The sequence below is a fragment of the Aequorivita sublithincola DSM 14238 genome, assembly GCF_000265385.1.
Classification (GTDB): Bacteria; Bacteroidota; Bacteroidia; order Flavobacteriales; family Flavobacteriaceae; genus Aequorivita; species Aequorivita sublithincola.
The window spans coordinates 1,916,546-1,940,450 of record NC_018013.1; the positions used below are offsets into that span (position 1 = coordinate 1,916,546).

Annotated in this window: 19 protein-coding genes; 16 read left to right on the forward strand and 3 right to left on the reverse strand. The window is 36.8% G+C overall.

What is annotated here, in order from left to right; all coding sequences use genetic code 11:
• Window positions 1-57 precede the first annotated feature (57 nt).
• From AEQSU_RS08825 to AEQSU_RS08875, 11 genes are all read left to right on the forward strand, one after another.
• On the forward strand, window positions 58-1,236 hold the full coding sequence (locus tag AEQSU_RS08825; RefSeq protein WP_014782516.1) for a 3-hydroxyacyl-CoA dehydrogenase NAD-binding domain-containing protein: 1,179 nt from the start codon (window positions 58-60) through the stop codon (window positions 1,234-1,236).
• Window positions 1,237-1,644 carry a PaaI family thioesterase gene (locus AEQSU_RS08830; RefSeq protein WP_014782517.1) on the forward strand — a complete coding sequence of 136 codons (408 nt, stop codon included), beginning with the start codon at window positions 1,237-1,239 and terminating at the stop codon, window positions 1,642-1,644. It abuts the gene before it with no gap.
• 39 nt (window positions 1,645-1,683) lie between these two features.
• Window positions 1,684-2,541: a KPN_02809 family neutral zinc metallopeptidase gene (ypfJ, locus tag AEQSU_RS08835; protein WP_014782518.1), complete on the forward strand. Its 858-nt coding sequence runs from the start codon at window positions 1,684-1,686 to the stop codon at window positions 2,539-2,541.
• A 75-nt stretch (window positions 2,542-2,616) separates the two neighbouring features.
• Window positions 2,617-3,825, forward strand: a complete 1,209-nt coding sequence (gene pcaF / locus AEQSU_RS08840) for a 3-oxoadipyl-CoA thiolase (protein WP_014782519.1) — start codon at window positions 2,617-2,619, stop codon at window positions 3,823-3,825.
• A 99-nt stretch (window positions 3,826-3,924) separates the two neighbouring features.
• Entirely contained in the window at window positions 3,925-4,170 is a 246-nt protein-coding gene (locus AEQSU_RS08845; protein ID WP_014782520.1) for a ribbon-helix-helix domain-containing protein, read from the forward strand.
• Window positions 4,167-4,499: a type II toxin-antitoxin system PemK/MazF family toxin gene (locus AEQSU_RS08850; RefSeq protein WP_014782521.1), complete on the forward strand. Its 333-nt coding sequence runs from the start codon at window positions 4,167-4,169 to the stop codon at window positions 4,497-4,499. The genes AEQSU_RS08845 and AEQSU_RS08850 overlap by 4 nt, the downstream gene beginning before the upstream one ends.
• Before the next feature lie 32 nt (window positions 4,500-4,531).
• Entirely contained in the window at window positions 4,532-7,030 is a 2,499-nt protein-coding gene (gene paaZ, locus AEQSU_RS08855) for a phenylacetic acid degradation bifunctional protein PaaZ (protein ID WP_014782522.1), read from the forward strand.
• A gap of 17 nt (window positions 7,031-7,047) precedes the next feature.
• Entirely contained in the window at window positions 7,048-7,800 is a 753-nt protein-coding gene (locus AEQSU_RS08860) for an enoyl-CoA hydratase/isomerase family protein (protein ID WP_014782523.1), read from the forward strand.
• 3 nt (window positions 7,801-7,803) lie between these two features.
• Window positions 7,804-8,403, forward strand: coding sequence for an acyltransferase (locus tag AEQSU_RS08865; protein WP_014782524.1), 600 nt, complete (start codon window positions 7,804-7,806; stop codon window positions 8,401-8,403).
• A 120-nt stretch (window positions 8,404-8,523) separates the two neighbouring features.
• Window positions 8,524-9,792, forward strand: coding sequence for a dihydrolipoamide acetyltransferase family protein (locus AEQSU_RS08870; RefSeq protein WP_014782525.1), 1,269 nt, complete (start codon window positions 8,524-8,526; stop codon window positions 9,790-9,792).
• A 134-nt stretch (window positions 9,793-9,926) separates the two neighbouring features.
• A complete protein-coding gene (locus AEQSU_RS08875) occupies window positions 9,927-11,921 on the forward strand; it encodes an alpha-ketoacid dehydrogenase subunit alpha/beta (RefSeq protein WP_042492409.1) in 1,995 nt (664 codons plus the stop codon).
• A gap of 29 nt (window positions 11,922-11,950) precedes the next feature.
• Here AEQSU_RS08875 and AEQSU_RS08880 read toward each other — a convergent pair whose 3' ends face one another.
• Window positions 11,951-12,586, reverse strand: a complete 636-nt coding sequence (locus tag AEQSU_RS08880) for a response regulator (RefSeq protein ID WP_014782527.1) — start codon at window positions 12,584-12,586, stop codon at window positions 11,951-11,953.
• Window positions 12,579-14,597, reverse strand: coding sequence for a tetratricopeptide repeat-containing sensor histidine kinase (locus AEQSU_RS16190; protein WP_157429267.1), 2,019 nt, complete (start codon window positions 14,595-14,597; stop codon window positions 12,579-12,581). Before AEQSU_RS16190 ends, AEQSU_RS08880 begins: the two co-directional genes overlap by 8 nt.
• Before the next feature lie 71 nt (window positions 14,598-14,668).
• On the opposite strand from AEQSU_RS16190, the gene AEQSU_RS08890 reads away from it, so the two are divergent.
• The 5 genes from AEQSU_RS08890 (at window position 14,669) to AEQSU_RS08910 (ending at window position 22,260) form a co-directional block, all read left to right on the forward strand.
• Complete coding sequence (locus tag AEQSU_RS08890; RefSeq protein ID WP_014782529.1) at window positions 14,669-15,163, forward strand: T9SS type A sorting domain-containing protein; 495 nt, start codon at window positions 14,669-14,671, stop codon at window positions 15,161-15,163.
• A gap of 26 nt (window positions 15,164-15,189) precedes the next feature.
• Entirely contained in the window at window positions 15,190-16,815 is a 1,626-nt protein-coding gene (locus tag AEQSU_RS16195) for a tail fiber domain-containing protein (protein WP_014782530.1), read from the forward strand.
• A gap of 11 nt (window positions 16,816-16,826) precedes the next feature.
• Complete coding sequence (locus tag AEQSU_RS08900) at window positions 16,827-18,428, forward strand: ELWxxDGT repeat protein (RefSeq protein ID WP_014782531.1); 1,602 nt, start codon at window positions 16,827-16,829, stop codon at window positions 18,426-18,428.
• Window positions 18,429-18,872: 444 nt separating this feature from the next.
• The gene (locus AEQSU_RS08905) at window positions 18,873-19,922 is read left to right on the forward strand and encodes a hypothetical protein (protein WP_014782532.1); all 1,050 of its coding nucleotides are present in this window, start codon (window positions 18,873-18,875) and stop codon (window positions 19,920-19,922) included.
• Window positions 19,897-22,260, forward strand: a complete 2,364-nt coding sequence (locus tag AEQSU_RS08910) for a hypothetical protein (protein WP_014782533.1) — start codon at window positions 19,897-19,899, stop codon at window positions 22,258-22,260. Before AEQSU_RS08905 ends, AEQSU_RS08910 begins: the two co-directional genes overlap by 26 nt.
• Window positions 22,261-22,390: 130 nt before the next feature.
• Here the strand turns inward: AEQSU_RS08910 and AEQSU_RS08915 are convergent, their stop codons facing one another.
• A complete protein-coding gene (locus tag AEQSU_RS08915) occupies window positions 22,391-23,779 on the reverse strand; it encodes an endonuclease/exonuclease/phosphatase family protein (RefSeq protein WP_014782534.1) in 1,389 nt (462 codons plus the stop codon).
• Between the last annotated feature and the right edge of the window lie 126 nt (window positions 23,780-23,905).

Consider the following 23,905-nt stretch of genomic DNA (forward strand, 5'->3'; position numbering starts at 1 on the left):
TATTCAGACCTGTCAGGTTTTAAAAACCTGACAGGTCTGATCATAATATATCTATAAATGATTAAAATAGTAGGGATAATAGGCGCCGGAACAATGGGTGCCGGCATTGCGCAAGTAGCGGCAACAGCTGGCTGCTCCGTGAAATTATACGATACGAAAACAGATGCGTTAGAAAAAGCCAAAACCGATTTGGAAAAAATAATGACTCGCTTAGTCGAAAAAGGAAAAATCAATTCGGAAGAAAAAAACCGCATTCAAAACAATATAAAATACGTAAACACTTTAAAAGAATTAAAAGATTCTGATTTGACTATTGAGGCAATAGTTGAAAACATAGACATTAAAAAGAACGTATTTTCAACTTTAGAAAAATTTGTAAGTGATGAATGTATAATCGCTTCAAATACTTCTTCACTTTCAATAGCATCAATCGCGGCTTCCTTACAAAAACCAGAGCGCTGTATTGGGATTCATTTTTTCAATCCAGCACCATTAATGAAATTGGTTGAAGTAATTCCAGCGATACAAACTTCGTATGAAACGTTAGAAACTGCAATGGATACAATTGCTAGTTGGAAAAAAACAGTCGCAGTTGCAAAAGACACTCCTGGATTTATTGTAAACAGAGTTGCAAGGCCTTTTTACGGCGAAGCACTTCGTATATATGAAGAAGGAAACGCTTCGTTTTCTGAAATAGATTCTGCAATGAAAGAAATCGGAGGTTTCAGAATGGGACCTTTTGAACTGATGGACTTTATAGGAAATGACGTAAATTACACCGTAACAGAAACCGTTTTTGAAGCATTTTATTTCGACCCACGTTACAGACCAGCCTTCACCCAAAAACGTTTTTCAGAAGCGGGGTATCTAGGAAGAAAATCTGGTATAGGATATTACGAATATGATAAAAACGGAAACCTTGTAAAAGATTCTGATATAAATTCGAATGTAATTGACTCTTCAATTTCAAATAAAATTTTTGAACGAGTTTTAGTAATGCTAATAAACGAAGCCGCTGACGCACTTTTTTGGAACATCGCTTCTGCAGAAGATATAGACAGCGCAATGACAAAAGCCGTAAATTATCCAAAAGGATTATTGGCGTGGGCAGACGAAAAAGGAATAGATTGGTGTGTAAAGAAAATGGACGAACTTTACGATGAATATCATGAAGACCGTTACCGTTGTTCGCCATTACTTCGGAAGATGAATCGTGAAAATAAAACCTTCTTTTAAATGCTTAATTCTAAAAAAATACCGGTAAAAATGCTAAGTCAAGACGCTTTTAGCTCGTGGCTCGGCATCAAAATATTGGAAGTTGAAAAAGGCAGATGCAAAGTAGCAATGACGGTTAGAAAAGAAATGCTAAACAGCATGAACAAAGCTCACGGAGGCATCAGTTATTCATTGGCAGATACAGCTTTCGGTTTTGCAGCAAACACACACGGAAAATTTGCCGTTTCCATTGAAACTTCAATCAACCACATTGAAGCACTCAACGAAGGCGATTATTTAATAGCAGAATCCGTAATTGAAAAAGTTGGCAATAAACTAGGTTTCAATATTGTTGAAGTAAAACGTGGCGATGAATTGGTCGCACTTTTTAAAGGTGTAGTTTATAGAACGAACAAAGATTGGGAATAAATATAAAAGCAACATAACTGTAACTAAATAGTATTAAAGATGAAATGGCAAGGTAGAAGACAAAGTGGCAACCTAGACGATCGTCGCGGTATGAGTAAAGGCAAACTAGCCGCGGGTGGCGGAATAATAGTAACATTAATAGTACTCGGACTTCAGTTTTTTGGGGGTGAAACAGGTCAGCAACTGGCACCAATAGTTGAGCAATTAGGCAATAGCCAGTCTGGTCAACAAACCGAACAACGTGAACTTACGGCTCAAGAAAAAGAGATGGGAAGCTTTATGGGAACTGTTTTAGCAGACACTGAAGATGTTTGGAATCAAATTTTTAGTGAAAACAATATTGGCGATTATGTAGAGCCACAAATGGTTCTATTCACAGACGCCGTTAGCACAGGTTGCGGAAATGCAAGCTCAGCTTCGGGTCCGTTCTATTGTCCTGCAGATCAAAAACTATATATGGATTTAGCATTTTTTGACGAATTAAAAACACGTTTCGGTGCCAAAGGTGGTGATTTTGCAATTGCCTATGTAACCGCTCACGAAATTGGCCACCACGTACAAACATTGCTTGGAACTTCTCAAAAAGTAACACAACTGCAACGACAAAATAGGAGTGAAGCCAATAAACTTTCTGTAGCTTTAGAACTTCAAGCCGATTTCTATGCTGGTGTTTGGGCTCATTACAATCAAGAATATTTAGAAGAAGGCGATATTGAAGAAGCATTAAGTGCTGCAAATGCAGTTGGTGACGACGCAATACAAAAAAGATCGCGAGGCGATGTACAACCAGACAGCTTTACCCACGGAACCTCTCAACAGCGAATGAAATGGTTTATGAAAGGTTACAAAACTGGCGATATTAAGCAAGGAGATACTTTTTCTGAAATAATGAATTAAATCAAATTCTAATTTATCACCTTTTTAAAGAGAGTTAGGAGGAGCTTTCCTCGGAATTAATTATATATTTTAAAAATGAAAAACGCTTACATAATAGACGGAATACGAACACCAATCGGTAGTTATCAAGGAGCACTGAGCGCTGTGAGAACAGACGATTTAGCCGTATTGGTAATTGCTGAAATAGTAAAACGAAACCCAAACATTCCAAAAGAAGCTTACGATGATGTAATTCTAGGTTGCGCAAATCAAGCTGGCGAAGACAACAGAAATGTCGCAAGAATGGCTTCACTTTTGGCAGGATTACCAGTTACGGTTCCCGGTGAAACGGTAAACCGACTGTGCGGCAGCGGACTTTCAGCAATCATTCAGGCTAATCGTGCAATAAAAGCTGGAGATGGCGATTTGTTTATTTCGGGAGGTGTTGAGAATATGACGCGCGGGCCGTATGTTGTTGCTAAGCCATCTTCCGCTTTTGGAACAGATGCAAAAATGTACGATTCCAGTTTCGGTTGGCGATTTATAAATCCAAAAATGGCCGAAATGTACGGTACAGACGGAATGGGAAATACCGCTGAAAACTTGGTAGAAAAACACAATATTTCACGAGAAGACCAAGATGCTTTCGCGTATAATTCACAAATGAAAGCTTCAAAAGCGCAACAAACTGGAAGGCTTTCAAAAGAAATTGTTTCTGTAGAAATTCCGCAGCGTAAGAAAGACCCGATTATTTTTAAAGACGATGAATTTATCCGTCCTTCAACAACCAAAGAAGTTTTAGCAAAATTGCGACCAGCGTTTAAAAAAGACGGAAGCGTAACCGCAGGAAATTCTTCAGGGTTAAATGACGGTGCGGCAGCAACGATTATTGCTTCAGAAGATGCTGTGAAAAAATATAATTTGAAACCAATCGCTCGAATTTTGAGTTCAGCAGTTGTAGGAGTCGAACCTCGAATTATGGGCATTGGTCCCGTTGAAGCTTCCAACAAAGCTCTTAAAAAAGCTGGCTTGAAAATGGAAGACATGGACGTTATTGAATTGAACGAAGCCTTCGCTTCACAAGCTTTGGCGTGCATCCGCGAATGGGGATTAAAAGATGATGATCCAAGAATTAATCCAAATGGTGGCTCAATCGCCATCGGTCATCCCCTTGGTGTTACTGGCGCGCGACTTGCTTATTCCGCAGCTTTAGAACTTCAACTTCAAAATAAAAAATATGCACTAATTACAATGTGTGTTGGTGTTGGACAAGGATATGCAGCAATTATTGAAAACGTTTCCTAACCTGTAAGATGTTGTTTTCTTCTAGCGAAAGCTAAAAAGAAAATCTCCTTGTAGGTTTAATGACCAATATGAATTATATTTACAAAAAATAAATATAAAATGGCAACATTCACATCAAGTTTACCAGACAAACTTTTAAATGATCTCGCAGAAAGAGCAAGTGAATTAAAAGTGCCAAAAAATAAATTAATTCAAAAAGCTTTAGAATACTATTTGGAAAAGTTAGATAGAGCTGCTTTTTTAAATAGTTATAAAAAAATGGCAGACGATCCAGAACAATTATTACTTGCTGAAGAAGGAATCGAAGATTGGTTTAAAATTCTTGAAGAACTCGAAAACGAATGAATCAAGGCGATATTTACGAGATTTTTTTAGATCCAACACTTGGAAGTGAACAGAGAGGTAGACGTCCTGCTATTATTTTATCAGGTTCTGGTATTAATAAAATTATGAATACTGTTATAGTAGTTCCTTTAACGACTAAACTTAAATATTATAATGATAATTTAATTCTTGAACCTAATACTACAAATGGGTTGAAAAATACTTCAGAAGCCCTACCTATTCATATTCGAGCTATTGATAAAAAAAGATTGCAAAATAAGATGGGGAATATTGAGGAATCCGAAATCAAAATTTTAAAAAAAAGCTTAGATAAAATTCTTAAATATTGAAACGTATTTAATTAGCTTCTAATAAAATATCAATGAAAAAACTACATAATTACGTAACAGGACAATGGATTACAGGTAGCGGCGAAGGCGTGCCTATGCACGACGCCATTACGGGCGAAGTGATTGCGCTGTCCGATACCGAAGGACTAGATTTTGCGGAAATCCTTCAATACGGAAGGACAAAAGGTGGACAAGTTCTTCGGAAAATGACTTTTCAAGAACGCGGGAATATGCTAAAATCCTTAGCGCTATATTTAACAAAAAAGAAAGCTGATTTTTACGAGATAAGTTATAGAACAGGCGCAACAAAATTGGATAGTTGGATAGATATCGAAGGCGGTTTCGGAAATTTATTTGCCAATGCTTCTCTTCGTAAATTATTTCCTAATCAATCCTATCACGTTGAAGGCGAACCAATAGATTTGTCCCGTGGCGGACGTTTTATGGCGCATCACATTATGGTGCCAAAACGCGGAGTTGCAATTCATATAAATGCTTTCAACTTCCCTGTTTGGGGAATGTTGGAAAAGTGTGCTGTAAATTGGATGGCTGGCGTTCCTGCCGTTGTAAAACCTGCAACAAACACTTCATTTTTAACGGAAGCTGTAGCGCGCGAAATAATAGCTTCTGGAATTTTACCAGAAGGAGCATTGCAGCTTATTAACGGTTCAGCGCGAACTATTTTGGATTTTGTGGAATCTCAGGATGTAGTGACATTTACAGGTTCTGCAACTACAGGTCGAATGCTTAAAGCACATCCAAGAATTATAAATGAGGCAGTTCCATTTACTATGGAAGCGGATTCTCTCAATTCCTCTGTTCTAGGTGAAGACGCCCTTCCCGGAACGCCAGAATTTGATCTATTTATTAAAGAGGTGAGAAATGAAATGACGGTTAAATGTGGTCAAAAATGTACCGCCATTCGACGTGTAATTGTACCGGAAAACTTAATTGAAGACGTACAAATTGCACTCGGAAAAGCACTTTCAAAAGTAACCATTGGCGATCCGCGTTTAAAAGAAGTTAGAATGGGCTCTTTGGTGAGTTTGGATCAAGTGCAAGAAGTAAGAGAACGCGTTCAAGAATTATCCAAAACCGCAAGTATTGTTTATGGAGATTTAGATAAAATTGACGTAATCGGTGCCGATGCTAAAAAAGGTGCTTTCTTAGCTCCAATCTTACTACGTGAAGATCATCCATTCAAAAATTTGGCTGTTCACGAAACCGAAGCTTTTGGTCCTGTGAGCACAATAATGCCCTATAAAAATTTGGACGAAGCCATCACTTTAGCCCAAATGGGGAAAGGTTCTTTGGTTTCATCCATCGCAACAAACGATGATAAAATCGCAAAGGAATATGTTATAAATGCCGCTTCCCACCACGGACGGATTTTAGTCCTAAACCGCGAAAGTGCCAAAGAAAGTACGGGCCACGGTTCGCCTTTGCCAAGTTTGGTTCACGGCGGTCCAGGACGTGCAGGTGGCGGAGAAGAAATGGGCGGAGTTCGTGGTATAAAGCATTACATGCAACGGACCGCAATTCAAGGTTCGCCAACAACTTTAACCGAAATTACAGGAATCTATCAAGCAAACTCAAAATATAAAGAAGCAGATCAACACCCGTTTAAATATCATTGGGAAGACATCCAACCCGGAATGTCCCTAAAAACACACAAACGCACGCTTACAGATTCTGACATTATAAGTTTTGCAAATCTCACTTGGGATCATTTTTATGCGCATACTGACATAACTTCACTTGACGGAAGTATTTTTGAAAAGCGAACAGCACACGGTTATTTCATTATAGCCGCAGCAGCAGGACTTTTCGTTTATCCGAACAAAGGTCCAGTAGCAGCGAATTATGGATTGGAAGACTGCCGATTCTTACGTCCGTTATACCATAACGACACTATTTATGTGCGCTTAACGTGTAAACAAAAAGTAGATCGCGACGTTGCTTCGGCAGAACATCCCAGTGGAATTGTAAAGTGGTTTGTAGAGGTTTTTGATGCTGAAGATGAATTGGTAGCAGTTGCAACGATTCTAACAATGGTTCAGAAAAAACAAGAAGTTTTTGTTGAAATGACTGATGAAAAAATTCAAGAACTTTTAAACAAATTAACTGAAGAAACTAAGCCAAATTGGGGAATCATGACGCCTCAACATATGTTGGAACATTTGGAATATACTTATAAAATTGCTTCAGGAAAAATTCAAGATTTTGAAGTTGCAACACCAGAAAAGTATTTAGAAAAAGTGCACGCAAGCCTGTATAATTATGATAAGTTTCCTCGAAACTCGAATTTTCCAATGCTTGAAAAAGACATATTGGATACCTTGAAACATCCTGATTTAGCAACAGCTAAGGAGAGATTTCTTGAAGAACGTGAAGCTTATAAAACCTATTTCAAAGAAAATCAAGATGCTAAATTAAAAAATCTAGTTTTTGGTGAATTGAACCGTTATGAAGGGTATTTATTAGAGCGGAAACATTTAAATCATCATTTCGAGCAATTTGGATTAATATAAATTTTAAAAGTAGAAACATGTCTGAACCATACGTTCATATAAACACAGAAAAGGGAATAGCAACAATAGAATTCTTTCATCCGGCGCACAACAGCTTGCCGGGAGATTTGTTAGCGAAACTAGCAAATACAATCACCGACGCTGGAAATAATGACGACGTAAAAGTTATAATCCTAAAAAGTGGCGGTGACAGAACTTTCTGCGCTGGCGCTAGTTTCACCGAACTAATAAATATCAATGATGCCGAAACTGGAAAGGTCTTTTTCAGCGGTTTTGCAAAGGTAATTAATGCAATGCGTAAATGCCCAAAATTTATCATAGGAAGAATTCAAGGGAAAACCGTTGGCGGTGGTGTAGGCGTTGCTTCGGCAACAGATTACTGTATGGCAACCAAGTTTGCTGCAATAAAATTAAGCGAATTAAATGTAGGAATCGGTCCATTTGTAGTTGGTCCCGCTGTAGAAAGAAAACTTGGTTTGAGCGGAATGAGCCAAATTGCAATAGATGCCAATTCATTCTATGAAGCTGAATGGGCAAAACAAAAAGGATTGTATAATCAGGTTTATGATTCTGTAGAAGAATTGGACGAAGCCGTGCAAAAATTTGCAGAAAATCTTTGCAATTACAATCCCGAAGCCATGAAAGAAATGAAAAAAGTATTTTGGAGTGGCACGGAAGATTGGGATGAATTACTTGCTGAAAGAGCCATAATTTCAGGAAGATTGGTGCTTAGTGATTTTACAAAAGAAACATTGAAACGATTTGAATAAAAAATGATTTATTCTTTCAAAGAACATATTCCAGTTATTCACGAATCTAGTTTCGTCCATCCACTTGCAGCAGTAACTGGTAACGTAATCATTGGCAAAAACTGTTATATTGGTCCTGGAGCAGCAATTCGCGGCGATTGGGGTGAGATAATTTTGGAAGACGGCGTGAATGTTCAGGAAAACTGTACTATTCATATGTTTCCAGGGAAGAGTATTGTTTTGAAAGAAGGCGCTCACGTTGGTCATGGAGCAATAATTCACGGTGCAAATCTGGGAAGAAATTGTTTGATTGGAATGAACAGCGTAATTATGGACGATGCCGAAATCGGTGATGAATGCATTGTTGGCGCAATGAGTTTTGTAAAAGCTAATGAGAAATTTCCAAAACGAAAATTGATAGTTGGAAATCCAGCAAAAGCAATAAAGGATATTTCAGATGAAATGATTGCGTGGAAAACAGCGGGAACAAGATTGTATCAACAATTACCATCGGATTGTCACGAAAGTTTGAGAGAAGTGGAGCCATTACGAGAAATTCCAAAGAATCGGCCAGTTCAGGAAGATTTTTATAAAACTTTGGAAGAATTTAGAAGTAAATACTAGTTGTTGCAATAATTAAACTCTATGCGTTCTTAGCGCCTCTGCGGTAAATATTTCACCGCAAAGCCGCAAAGACCGCAAAGGAAAAAGTATAAGGAAAAAGTGAGTAAACAGGAATTTAAAATGCCCAAAATGGGCGAGAGCATTACCGAAGGAACCATCATTGAATGGCACGTAAAAGTTGGTGATACTTTTGAGGAAGGAGATGTGCTTTTAGAAGTAGCAACGGATAAAGTAGATAATGAAGTGCCGGCAATTTCTTCGGGGAAAATGATGGAACATAAATTCAGCAATGGAGATGTTGTGCCAGTTGGCGAAGTGATTGCAATTCTGGAAGTTTCAGAAGGTGGAAGTTTAGAAAAAACTACTTCAAAGACTTCGGAAACGAAGGGAAAATCGAAGGTTTCAATTTCAAAATCAACTCCAAAGCCAACTTCGTCTTCCGCTTCAAAATCATTCAAAGTAAATGAAAACGTTTTCATTTCACCTTTAGTTAACAGCATTGCTCGCAAAAACCATATTAGCTACGAAGAGTTAGCTCGAATTTCTGGAACTGGAAAAGACGGACGGTTACGAAAAAGCGATGTTTCAGAATATTTGGAAAACGGACGTCCGTTTCAGTTTGCACAAGCTGTTTCAGAGTCTTCAGGATTTCAAATCCCTGATTTAAAATTCGACAAAGGAAAAGGAAAAATAATAGAAATGGACCGTATGCGTAAGATGATTGCGGATCATATGGTTTTTTCAAAGCACACTTCCCCGCACGTTACTGCTTATGTGGAAGCTGATTTAACCGAAATGGTAAAATGGAGAAATGCAAAAAAAAATCCTTTTCAGGAAAAGCATGGCGAACGGTTGACGTTTACACCATTATTTGTGGAAGCTGTAGCAAAAGCAATCAAAGATTTTCCAATGATAAACTCTTCCTTAGACGGGAAAAATATTATTGTAAAAGATGAAATAAATATCGGGATGGCAACAGCATTACCTTCAGGAAACCTAATTGTTCCAGTTGTGAGAAATGCCGATAAAAAGAACTTAAAGGAATTGGCCGCAGCTACAAATGAACTGGCAGGAAAAGCTCGGGATAACAAATTGAAGGCTGACGACACCAAGGGTAGCACTTTTACAATTAGTAATGTAGGTACTTTTGGAAGTTTGATGGGCACACCAATTATCAATCAACCCGAAGCAGCAATTTTAGCTGTCGGAGTTATCAAAAAACGAGCGGAGGTAATAGAGCGTGAAGATGGAGATACCATTGAAATCCGCCAAATGATGTATCTTTCACTTTCATTCGATCATAGAATAGTTGATGGATATTTGGCAGGTTCTTTTTTAAGAAGGATTGCTGATTATATGGAACAGTTTGATTCCAATAGAAAAATTTAAAACAGAACAGACCTAACAGGTTTTTAAAACCTGTTAGGTTTAGTTATAACGATATAATTAGTGAATTCGTGGCTAAAAACATAAATAAGAATATACTTAAAAAAGCTTTCACAACGCTCGTAACCGCAAAAGCGATGACCGAGATTTATGAGGAAAATTTTAAGACAGTTTCAAAATACGTACATGCTACTTCTCGTGGTCATGAAGTAATTCAGATTGCGGTTGGTATGCAACTTCTGCCGCAGGATTACGTTTTTCCATATTATCGTGACGACTCTATATTACTGTCAATTGGAATGAAACCTTATGAGTTGATGCTTCAGGTTTTGGCGAAAAAGGATGATCCATTTTCTGGCGGAAGAACATATTATTCACATCCTAGTTTAAAGGACGATGACAAACCGAAAATTCCACATCAAAGTTCGGCTACGGGAATGCAGGCCATTCCAGCAACAGGAGTGGCATTGGGTTTCTGGTATAAAGAGGCCGAAGGTTTTCCGCAAAATGTTTCTGATAATCCCATTGTAGTATGTAGTTTGGGAGATGCCTCTGTTACGGAAGGTGAAATTGCCGAAGCATTCCAAATGGCAGTTTTAAAGAAATTGCCAATTCTATATTTAGTACAGGATAATGGTTGGGATATTTCTGCAAATGCTGCGGAAACTCGTGCCCAAGATGCTTTTGAATACGCAAAAGGATTTAAAGGATTGGAAGCTATATCCATAGATGGAACCGATTTTGAAGAAAGTTACAACACAATTCAGGAAGTGATTTCAAAAATAAGAACTGAAAGAAGACCGTTTTTAGTTCACGCAAAAGTTCCGCTTTTGAATCATCATACTTCTGGCGTTCGGATGGAATTTTATCGCGATGATTTGGAGGAAGCGAGAACTCGCGATCCATACCCAAAGTTGAAAAAGCTTTTGCTTGATAATGGTTTTTCTAAAAAAGAACTTTCAGAAATTGAAAAAAATGCAAAAAAGGAAGTTGCTGAGAGTTTAGAGAAAGCTTTTAAAGCTGAAAATCCCAAACCTGAAGATTTGTTCACTCACGATTTTGCACCGACTCCAATTACCGAAGAAGTAGGTGAGCGCTCCCCAAAAGGAGGTGAAAAAGTGGTGATGGTAGATTGCGCACTTTTCGCTATTGAAGAATTAATGGCAAAGCACAAAGAATGTTTGCTTTACGGGCAGGACGTAGGCGCGCGTTTGGGCGGGGTTTTTCGCGAAGCTGCAACGCTAGCGCAGAAATTCGGCGACAATCGTGTCTTTAATACGCCAATTCAAGAAGCGTTTATTGTTGGCTCAACAGTTGGAATGAGCGCGGTTGGATTGAAACCTATTGTTGAAGTTCAGTTTGCAGATTATATTTGGCCTGGACTCAATCAACTTTTTACGGAAGTTTCCCGAAGCTGTTATCTTTCTAATGGAAAATGGCCAGTTTCCATGGTTCTTCGTGTGCCGATTGGCGCTTATGGCAGTGGTGGTCCATATCATTCTTCCTCTTTAGAAAGTGTGGTTAGCAACATTAGAGGTATTAAAATTGCCTATCCAAGTAACGGAGCGGATTTGAAAGGTTTGCTAAAAGCGGCCTATTACGACCCAAATCCTGTGGTTATTTTTGAGCATAAAGGTTTGTACTGGAGCAAAGTGAAAGGCACCAAAGGCGCAACTTCATTAATGCCCGCGGAGGACTATATTTTACCTTTCGGTAAAGCTTGGGTTTTACAAGAAATCTGGAAAAAAGAAGATGAAGAAACCCTTTCCATTATTACTTACGGAATGGGTGTACATTGGGCTATGAATGCTTCCGAAGAACTTGGAATGCAGGATAAAATTGAAGTTGTGGATCTTAGAACGCTCCATCCTTTAGACTACGACACTGTCTTCAAAAGTGTGAAAAAATGTGGAAAATGTTTGGTTGTAACTGAAGAACCTTCAGAAAATGGTTTTTCAAGAGGATTACAAGGTAGAATTCAAGAAGAGTGCTTTCAGCAATTGGACGCTCCTGTAATGTTGATTGGTTCTGAAAATATGCCGGCGATACCCTTAAATTCCATACTTGAGGAAACTATGATTCCTTCCACTGAAAAAGTAAAGCAAAAGATTTTGGAAATTTTGAGCTACTAAAAGCAAAACAGCACTAATTAAATAAAATGTCAAGAATCTAGGAATTTGTTTTCATTCACAAAACCAATAAGCATCGCCGTATTATTCACATTTAGTTTTGAATAAAGATTTTTTCGATGACTATCCACCGTGTCAATACTTATAAAAAGTTTTTCTGCAATCTGATTGTTTGTTAATCCTTCAACGATTAAAATTAAAACTTCTTTTTCGCGCTTTGTTATTTTTGGTAATTTTTTCTGGAGATTTATCTCGTATTTTAGGGCTTCTTCGGCTTCTGGAGTTAAATATTTTTGTCCCGATTTAACGGTTTCAATAGCTTTCAGTATTTCAAATTTGGATGCATTTTTTAGCAAATAACCTTTTGCACCATTCTCTATCATTTTCCGAACATAGGTTCCTTGTGTAAAAGTGCTCAAGGCAATTATATTAAGGTTCGGATATTTTTCTATGAGAAATTTGGTCAAATCAATGCCGCTCATATCTGGTAAATTAATGTCCATAAAAACAACATCTGCAGATTGAGCGATAAAAAATTGTTTGCAAAGTTCCGCAGTAGTTGCAGTTCCAACAATTTTTATTGTTGTCTCATCTTGAAGCAATGATTTTATGCCTTCAATTAGCATTTGATGGTCGTCAACTATAAAAAGCTTTATTGGGTTAGACATTGAGTTCAATGTTTACTGAGGTTCCTTTGTTTAAACCTGTTTCTGTGTCTATGGTTCCATTGAGATACTGAACACGATATTCAATATTATCCAAACCACTACCATTTTTGTTTTGCAAGTTGGTGTTTTCATAACCAATGCCATTATCTTCAACAGTTATGGAGGTCTTCGTTTCTGATAAGGCTAACTGCACAATTATTTCAGTTGCTTTTGAGTGTTTTACAGCATTGTTTGTTAGTTCTTGAATAATTCTATAAACAAACACTTCCGCTGTATTGTTTAGTTTTCGATTAACACCTATTTTCTGGCAGTTAACGGTGATTTTAGACGAGGACTGTATGCTATTGCAAAAGTCGCGCAAGGCTTCATTAAGACCAAATTTCACCAATGCTTCTGGCATTAGGTTTTGTGCTACTTTTCTTAAATCTACAATTGTTGTGTCCAACATACTTAGGGATTTATCAAATTGCTCAGCGTTTTCGGGAGTTAAAATAAGATTTTCTTTCATATTGATAAAGGATAGTTTAGTTCCGGATAATAAACCGCCCAGACCATCGTGAAGGTCTTTTGCGATGCGGCTTCGTTCTTCTTCTTGGCCTTTTAGCATGGCATCAACCGTAAGAAGTTGTTTGTCTTTTTCGAGTTCAGATATTTTAAGGTTTTGTACTTTTCTTTTGTTACGAAAGTTTCTGTATGCAAAAAATAATATTAGTAAGAGCGCGATTGACGATCCTATTAAAATGGCGTTAAAGGTTTCTTTTTTTTCGTTTGCCGCTTTTAGCTCACCTACTTCTTTTTCAGATTCTAATTTAGCAATGGCATTTTTGTTTTCTTGTGAAAACAGTGAGTCGTTCATTTTTGTTGCAACCACTAAATTTTCATAAGCATTTTTATAATCCCCTTTTAATCCTTGGAGTATAGATAAGTATAGTATGCTTTCACTAACTCCTTGTATGTTGTTGTTTTTTTTTGTAATATCTAAAGCCCTTAAATAGAACGATTCGGCATCATTAAATAATCTTATTTTAGTTTTTGGAACTATTGGGTTTTTAATATTTTTTAAAAGTGAATCATTGGTTGCTACGGTTATATATAAGTCACCCAAAATGGATAAACAATAGGCAGTTGTTGATCTTTCTGGTGCTATTTCATCTAAAAGAGCTTTAGCTTCAAGTTTAAGATCAATACATTTTAGCGGGTCAGATTCAAGATATAAATCTGATTGTTCATTTAAAGTACTGGCTAAATTGAATTTATTATTTATTTTTTTAAACAAAGTTGCTGCTTTACTCAAGTAAGTATCTGCTTTTTTAAAGTCTTCTAAGAACCTATAAATAACTCCTTTAATCATTAAATTGTGCGCAATAAGTTCTTCTGGGGTACTTTTAGTTGTATACTTTTCAGCCAATAAATTATATTTTAATCCATTTTGATAGTTAGCTTGAGCAACAGATACCATTGTTAATCCAGAATATGCTTTTACTATGATTACTGAATCTTTCTCCTTCGTTGTTTCAATCGCCTTCAAATAATATTTTGTGGCTTCTATATGATCGGCTTTTTGAGCATAACACTTACCTAAAATATAGTAACATAATGCGAGTTCCGCTTTATTATTTTGTCTTTTATTTATTTTTATGGCTTCATTAATCGTTGCAATAGCTTGGACTTGATCTTTATATTTACTCCGTACATCCGCTTTTGTTAGTAGTGCTTTTGCCAGAATTTGGTCGTCTTTAAAAGAGTTGGCAATCTTCATCATATCATCAACTAAAACGAATACGGAATCTTTGTTGCTGGTTTGAATTTTTTCTATTTCATACCGCATTTCATGAAACTCTTCCTCCGTCATTTTCGATTTTCCGTGTTGCGAAAAGCCTGAAAAAATACCAGAAAATAGTACAAATAATATTAATTGGAACTGTCTCATAACATCAAATCTTAGTGGATTATTTATATGTAAAGATTTGTCATTTTTTTTGAGTATTCCTACTACTATGCTAAAATTCACCCTTTTACGTGAGATAAAAAGGTTAATTGCTGTGCGATATTTGTAATGTATTAATCCTTAAAAAAACAATTATGAAAAAAGCAATCTTTTTAGTAGTTATTGCCTTTATAACAATGAGCGTGACACGTGCGCAGAGTTTAAGTCAGGTAGTAATAGCAAGTTCTGGCGCAACCATTAGTGGAGCGTCCAACACATTAAGCTTTACCGCTGGAGAATCCGTTATAGGAAAAATCTCAAATGGTGAAAGCTTAGGTCAGGGCTTTTGGCAAGGAGCCATTGAAGGCGTGGTATTAAGCAACGAAGACTTCACACTTGAAGTTCAAGCAACAGTATATCCAAATCCGGTAACGAACTATCTCAATATTAGTTTTAAAGATATTGAAGGTGAAGTCTTCAGAATAATGGTTTATGACATTAACGGTAAACAAATCTATCAAAAAGAACTCATAGGAAGCACATCCAATGAAATACTAGACTTTAGTGGATATAGCAGCGGGATGTATATTTTAAACATTGAGCAACGTGCTACCAAAAAATCAAAATCATTTAAAATAATCAAGCAATAAAAATTTAACCATAAAAATTTACAATTATGAAAACTATAAAAACATACATCGCTATCGCCCTATCCTTAATCACATTTTCAGGAATGGTTGCGCAAAATAGAATTGAAGGAGGTGCATCATCAAATTCAACTAATTCAAACAGAATGTCCGCTCTCGATCTTATAAATTATCAAGCAGTTGCACGAGATGCTGCGGGAGCGCTTATAAAGAACGCCGCCATAACCATCACTTTTGAAATAATTGAGGGAGTAGGAGGTCCAGTCATTTTCGATGAAACACAAAACCTAAATACAGATGCCAACGGAGTATTCGCTGCAAAAATAGGTGAGGTTAACTCACTTTCAGGAATACAATGGGATTTATTTTCGGCATATTTACGTGTAAGCCTTAACGGAACCAATGTAGGAGAAACCCAAATGGTGAGTGTTCCGTATGCCTTGTTTGCAAATGATACCGATCATGCTAGTTATGCCGATTCTGCCGGGACGGTAATTAACGGCGTAGAAGAACTTAGAGATTTGTCAGACGCAAAAACTGCATTCGGAACCATATATATAGGAAGAGATGCGGGATTAAACGATGATTTTACCACTGAACGTTATAACGTAGGTCTTGGTGATGAAGCATTAAAATCAAATACAACTGGAAATCGTAATGCAGCATATGGCTATCAATCTTTAGCATCAAATACTGTAGGAAGTAATAACACTGCAACAGGTATTGTTTCATTATTTAGTAATACCACAGGTTCTAATAATACAGCAACTGGATATTATGCTATGCGAGATAATACAACAGGCGTTAATAACACTGCAACGGGCTATTACGCATTGAAGTCAAATACTGCGGGAAACAGTAATGCAGTCTATGGTTTTGAAGCACTAAAGCAGAATACCATAGGAAGCAACAATACAGCTATTGGTAGAAGTGCATTAACAAACAATATAGCTTCCAACAACACAGCAATTGGTCATAACGCAATGGGAGGTGCAGCATCTGCAACTGGTGAAAACAATACAGCTGTTGGTGTTGAAGCACTAAAAAGCCTTACCACTGGACGCAGCAATACCGCAATTGGTCTTTCTGCGGGTTCTGATTTAACAACTGGCGATAAAAATATAATTATTGGCTGGAATGCGCAAGTGGCAAATGCTGCGGGCGATTTTCAGGTGCAAATGGGAAGTTCATCCGTTACAACGGCAAGAATACAAGTGCCTTGGACTATAACTTCGGACCGTCGCTTTAAAAATAATATTGAAACTTCTAACTTAGGCTTAAGCTTTGTAAAAGCTCTAAAGCCAGTTTTTTATCAAAGAAACAATGACGAAAGCAAGAAAGCAGAATATGGGTTTATAGCGCAAGAGGTTGAAGCAACTTTGAAGGAATTTGGCGCAACAAACAACGGGATAATAAACGTTGATGATGCTGGTATGTACAGCGTTCGCTACAATGACTTTATAGCCGTACTTACAAAAGCACTGCAAGAGCAACAGGCAATTATAGATAATCTTCAAGCTACAGTTGGTAGCCAACAAGCAATAATTAAAGATCAAGATTCAAAAATAGAAAGTCTTTCGGCATCATTAGAACAAAACCTTATTGAAGCAAAAGACTTTGATACTAGGTTGAAACAATTAGAAACTAAGCTTTAAACAATTGCGCAATGAAAACAACAATAACCCTAATGACCGCGCTGCTGCTGACAGCAACCATTACCGCCCAAAATACTTTTGAGCTGGTAAAAGACATTAACCCCTCCAATAGTGCTTACCCAAAAGATGCTGTAACATATAACGGCAAGCTCTATTTTTATGCAAATGATGGTACCAATGGTGATGAACTTTGGGCAACAGATGGCACAACGACTGGTACGATACTGGTAAAAGATATCAATCCTGGTGGAAGTAGCTACCTCCCTGGAGCTAATCCTCCTTATTTCGCCGAACTTAACGGCAAGCTATACTTTAATGCTTACAACGGATTTGATGGTGATGAACTATGGACTACTGATGGCACCATCGCTGGCACAGTAATGGTCAAAGATATAAACTCTGGACCAGGCGACGGTCGTCCCGGTAATTTTACCAAATATAACGTTAAGCTCTATTTTAGTGCAAATGACGGCCCCAATGGCAATGAGATATGGAGAACTGATGGCACTACAGCTGGCACCAATATGTTTAAAGTTATCAATCCTACTGGAAATAGTGATCCTTCTCAATTTACAGAATATAACAGTAAACTTTATTTTAGTGCAGATGATGGCACCAACGGCAAGGAGCTATGGGTGAGTGATGGTTTCGGAACCAACACCACTATGTTAAAGAACATCAATTCCTCCGGAGATAGTTATCCACGCTATTTTACCCAATATAACGGCAAGCTCTATTTTAATGCAAGAGACGCCAACGGCGAGGAACTTTGGACAACCGACGGTACTTTGTCTGGTACAGTAATGGTCAAGGATATAAACCCCGGAACATTCTCTGGGTTTCCTACGGATTTTACTGAATATAATGGTAAACTCTATTTTAGTGGAACTGAATTCGCTAACAATAGTGAACTTTGGGTAACCGACGGTACCACGGCAGGTACGGTAATGGTAAAAGAAATTAATCCAGGGACAGATGGTAGTAATCCATCAGGTTTTATCAAATATAATGGCAAACTCTATTTTAGTGCAAAAGACAATGCCAGTGGCTATGAACTTTGGGCAACCGACGGGACCGAAGCAGGTACAGTATTAGTCAAGGACATTAGCCCTGGGGCGGACAATGGTTCTCCATATTTTTTTACCAAATATAACGGCAAACTCTATTTTAGGGCAAAGGATCTCATCAATGAAAAACAACTTTGGGTTACTGATGGCACCACGGCAGGTACAGAATTGATACGGCCCCCGATTGCCCCCAATACAAACCCTTTAGGCGATACTATTGAATTTGTGGAATATGATGGCTCACTCTATTTTAGGGCAAACTATGATAGTAACGGCAATGAACTATGGAAATTGACCACACCGCCACTCTCGGTAGAAGGGTTTGCCACAAACAGTTTTATACTTTACCCCAACCCAGTAAAGAATATACTGAATATCAACACCACACAGCCTACAACATTACAACTGTATAACATACAAGGACAATTGCTGAGAGAAATAGAAGCAGGAGCAAACACCCAAGTAGATATCAGTAGCTTGGCTTCTGGAGTATATATTGTAATGGACATAATCCGTGGCACTGGTCATAAATTGATAAAAGAATAATTAAGTTGTAATATCATCAAAAAGTTTAACAAGGCAAATTGGGGAATTTGCTGGAAATACATTTCGACTAAGTGCTTGAGGAAACATTGAGATTTTAGAACTAGGTAGGTAAACAGAGGCTGTTGGAACCTTTGGGCTCTTATTTCCCAAAACCTATGTCTTAAAAATTTGAAATGCATAACGCTTGATGAACGTTACAAATTAATTAGTATTGAGGAGAAAACTCAACGATTTTATGTCGTTGAGTTTTTGTTTTTTAGGCTGAAGCAATAATAAAAAAGGTTTTTCTTAAGAGCAAATAATTTTCCTAAATTGTGCTGCGTAATCAAAGTTTGCTGCTTCCATAAAGATACTTGCAATTCCTTTAAATATGGCCCTTTAGGAAACGATGATTTCCTCAATGAAAAAACTGAATAGGATGATTTTAGATATTTTGAAATAGTAATGAAGAAAATCACCGCATTCATTTTTTGCTTTATAGCATTTTGTGTTCTTCAATCCTGTAAGAAAGATGAAGAAAAAAGCATCTCGTTTTATCATTGGAAAACCAAATATTCAATTGCCGAAGCTGAAAAAGGACTTCTGAAAAAAGCAAATTCCGAAAAGTTATACTTGCGTTTTTTCGATTTGGTTTATAGTCAGGAAGAAAACAGAGTTTTACCAACGGCAACGCTTCAAATTTCAGAAGTTGATTCCACTTTGGCAATACAGATTATTCCGGTTATTTATATTATTAACGAAGTATTTCAGAAAGAAACAAACCCTTCTCAAATTAATTATATTGCTGAAGAAACCTTGAGAAAAATACTTCGAATTAAAGAGAAGCATTTTAATATAAACACCAAATTTCCAGAAATACAGATTGATTGCGATTGGACGGTAAGCACAAAAGACGCGTATTTCAGTTTTTTGAAAGCTTTACAGAACAGCAAATCCCTTAGTAGATTTGGAGAAGACCCAATCAGATTTTCTGCAACTGTAAGACTTCACCAAGTAAAATTTCCAGAGAAAACTGGAATTCCACCAGTAGATGAAGCCACAATCATGTTTTATAACGTTGGCGATTTAGGTTCTATGGACGAAACCAATTCTATTCTAAATTTAGAAAAAACAGAGTCATACCTTTCTAGACTTCACGAATATCCTTTAAAATTCAATGTAGCTTTACCAATTTTTGGTTGGGGCATACTTTATCGAGATGATAAATTGGCTGGAATTCTATCAGATATTGACGAAAAACAGTTTAAACAAAGCTTTACTCCTTTAGATAAGGAACATTGGTTTGTCGCCACAGAAGAAACTTATATAAATGGAAGCTTTATTTACAAAGGTGATAAACTTCGAATGGAAAACGTAACATTTTCAGACTTTAAAAAACTTCAGAAATTAATTTCAAAAGCTGCGGGTCGCGAATATTCAGTAATTTTATATCATATAAATTCCACCACACCTCAAAATTTGAATATAGATGAACTATTGGAAACTGTACATTAGCGTTTTCTTCTTCGCATCAACAATCGCTTTAGCTGCTGAAAAACCGAAGGTTTTCTGCGGTTATTTTCCCGAATATGAAGAAGTTTATTACCCAATAATAGATCAAAAAATTATTGGGGATGCTTCGTTATATCCTTTTTTAAACTGTCCGTGGAGTACTTTTTGTGAATCTCCAGGAACACTTACAGCTTCCCAAGAAAATTTTGAAGATTGGCGAAAATTCTTCGGAAATAATTTAAGTGAACAAGTTCTTCAACAATTTATTTATAATGAAACGGCAGATTGGTATCAAAAACTTGCAGAAAACAACGCCAATATTATCAATGGAATAATGGCAAAGAAGATCAACAAAAGTCTTCAGAAGCCTTTTGCAAAATATATGCTTTTGGCTAAAAAATGCGAAGGAATAAGCAGTAACAATAGTGGTGGCGGTGGTTGGTATCAAGGTGAAGAAAACGACGGCTATGACGAAAAACCTGAGTTGTTGGAGCTGGCTTTAAAAAATTATAAGGCTGAAACCAATGCTTTTTTAAAGAATCGTTACGGCTATCAAATTGTGCGGTTAGCACATTATCTTCAGGAGAACGAAGCTGCTTTAAATTATTTTGACAGTTTTTTAAAACTGGATAAAGAAACGCCGTACATCTATTATTTGGCTTTGGAACAGAAATCTGGCGCAGCATACAATCTAAAAAAGTTACAGGAATCCGCCAAAGGTTTTTTGGAGGTTTATACCAAAGTTCCATCACGCCGAAGAAGTTGTGCGCTTAGTTTAAGGTATCTGGATTGGTCCAATCCGCAGCTTAATGACGAGTTTTTTGCAGAAGCTGGTTTTGCTGAAATTGAGTCTTTTTTCAAGTCATATTATTTCAATGGAAGTATTTCTAGAGAGATGCAGAAATTGCAAAAGAACAATCCAAATTCGCCTTATTTAGAAGTTCTGGCCATTCGCCAAGTAGATAGATTGCAGAACCGCTTATTCAAAAACCAGTATGATGGCTATTATGGATATTCAGAGAATAAAGAAGACACAAATTCGAAATGGCTTCAAGAAATCGCGAAATCTCAAATAGCAAATCTCAACGTGCAACGAAAGGATTTTTGGCGAATTGTACTTTCAGCATCCTATTTAGAAGTTAACGATTACAAAAATGCGGCTTCAAGCGTGGCAGAAATTTCGAAGAATAGCGAAATGTACATTCAGGCGAAGCGCTTGTCTTTTTCCATTGATGTTTTGAACTTAAAAACAGTGGATAGAAAAGAAATAGGAAATCTTTTCTCAAGATTGAAAGCTGATAAACAATTGTATGAATCGCGACCATTAACGGCGTTTTTCTTTAATTCAATTTCAGATTTATATAAGAAGGATGGTAATGTGATTGTTTCGCTTTTAGGAAGTCTCAATTATTATATGGAAAGCTCCGAATACGATTGGGAACAGCTTGAAACAAACTTAGGCAACAATTGGAAGTTGCATTTTAAAAATGAATTGGTTGATGATGAAATTATCACAAAACTTCAAAACTTTATAGATCTTCCCGCAAAGAGCGAATATGAAAAATTAGTTATTTCCAAAATAAAAGCCAGTCCGCAAGACTATGCCAATGAACTTCGTGGCACTTGGTTTTTTCAAAGAAATGATTTAGACCAAGCAATTTCCTATTTCAAAAAAATTGAAAATCCGAACGTTTTTTATGAAAAGAATTTTAGACCCGAACTTTTTTCCGGAGCTATTAATGAATATTTTGACACGCCTTTTTCCCAACAATCAGACAAAATACATCTAAAATATAAAACTCTTTTTGCTGAAGATATTCAAAAAAATGATCGAGATGAAAACTATGCAGACAACAAACTAAAACTTGCTGAAACTTTTCAGAAACTTGAAAAACTAGCTAAAAGTGATCCTCAAAATGCAGCTGACTATTATTATATGCTCGGAAATGCTTGGTATAATATGAGTGATGCCGGTTGGTTTCTTAATACGTTACAATATTTAGGCAACAATGAGCGCAACCATGTTTTGGATTATGATTCTTATAATGAAGGGGAACAAAAAAGCAAGAATTCCTCTTTTGATATTTATGCCACAAATTATTTTGAAAAGTCCAGAGCTGCAAATGGTTCAAAAGAAACCAAAGCGAAGGCTACGTTCATGCTAGCCAAAACAAATTATTGTTTTAACGTAGAACGAAACGCTGATTATAAATACCGAGTTATCGTTTGTAGAGATCATAAGGAGTATTTTAAAAGTTTACGTACTAATTATTCAGATACAAATTTTGAAGCACAAGTAATTCGAGAATGTAGCTGGTATCGAAATTATTTGAGTGAATAATTAATAATGACTTGGGTTATTTCATAAAACATTAAGCTTTTATATATCTGATCCTAAATAACCAATACAAATTATTCAAGGATTAAAACATAGATTTTTATTTAAATTTGATCTTAGATTATTATTAAAACTAATCATCTTTAGAAATTTCCTCGAGATATTCATTACTAAAATCAGTTTTAAGTTCAATCCACATAGGCAAGTGATCACTCATTTTGTAGGTTCGCCAAGTGCTGTACGCAGAGGTGGATTTAAGACCGTTACCTAATTCATTTCTATAAATTGCCTCGTCCTCGGTTTTGAAAACGTGTTCGTAATAATCAAAAATATTGGCGGCTATAATGTTCAGACGCATATAACCCGCAACCCTGGATGGTTTCCAAAAAGCAATTTGGTCGTAGGCTTTGTCTCGGGCAACATTGGAGCCAGGAATAGATTTTAGCTGATCTGGAATTACAAAATCGTTCGATTCCAAAGCTTGCATAGTGGGATGACCTTTTCCCAATATGTTGAAATCCCCCAAAACACCCATAAAGGTCTTGTCATTATATTTGAATTCTCCTTTGGCTTTAGCAGCAAGAGAAGCGGTTAGTGCGCTTATTTCGCTACGCCGCTGTTCCAGTTTGTTTTCATCTGTTGTGTCGCCATAATAAATATGAACGGTGCAAAGATTTAATTTTAACCACCCGGTCTGAAACGAAATAAGAAAAGGGGTGCGGGCAAATTGTTGAAAGGAATCATCAAAAGAGTTTTCGGGCATGCGAACGCCAAAATCCTTACCTTTTATATTATTTAATGGAATAGAAACACTTGCCTTTCCTCTTCCAGGACTTGTTACTACTGTGTTTTTTTTAATAACGAGGCTGGAGCCTAAAGGAAGTTCAAGGATAGTGTTTTCGGGTAAAGGAATCTCTAAATCTGCATCAAGTTTTTTGGCTCCAGAACTTGTGGTTTTTAAACGGGCGCTGTAAACTCCCGATAAATCTAGGGTTCCGGCAGGTAGATTTACTTTTATTCCGTTCTCTAGTTTTATGCGTTCCCCAAATGCTGCTCGTATTTTTGCATCTGCTGGAAGGGTCAACTCCCCAGCAATATTTGTAAACTGAACTTTTCTTCGGTTGAAAACAAAAACCATCCTTTCATCATTACCCGAACTGCCGTCTGTTGTGTCGGTTGCTATATAATCCCAATCTGGGCCAAGGAGTTTTCTTAGTTTGTCAAATTCTTTGAGGTTAGAGCGTACTTCTTGAAGGGTTATAATGTCGAAATGCGAAATTATTTCGGCAATATAATAAATAGGTTCAAAATCTCTTCCTTTATATTTTCCGCTTCCAAATTCACGAAGGTTCCAAGTAGCTATTTTCACCGAATTTTTTGAATCAATAGTTGAATTTGAAGCAATAAAATGTTGGTTAAGGGCAATCTTAAGACTTTGCAACCTTTTAGAGGTCCGCATTTTTTTCAGTTTTAGTGCATCGCTGGTGCTTCCACCAATTTTTAGGTTAGGATAGAATGGCATAACATTAAGTTCAAAAGTTAGAAATGATTCACAATTATTATGAACGTAAAAACGTAAACATTTTGGGAAGAAATACTATGCAATATAATATAAATACTTAATAACCAATAGGGTTATGGTCAACAA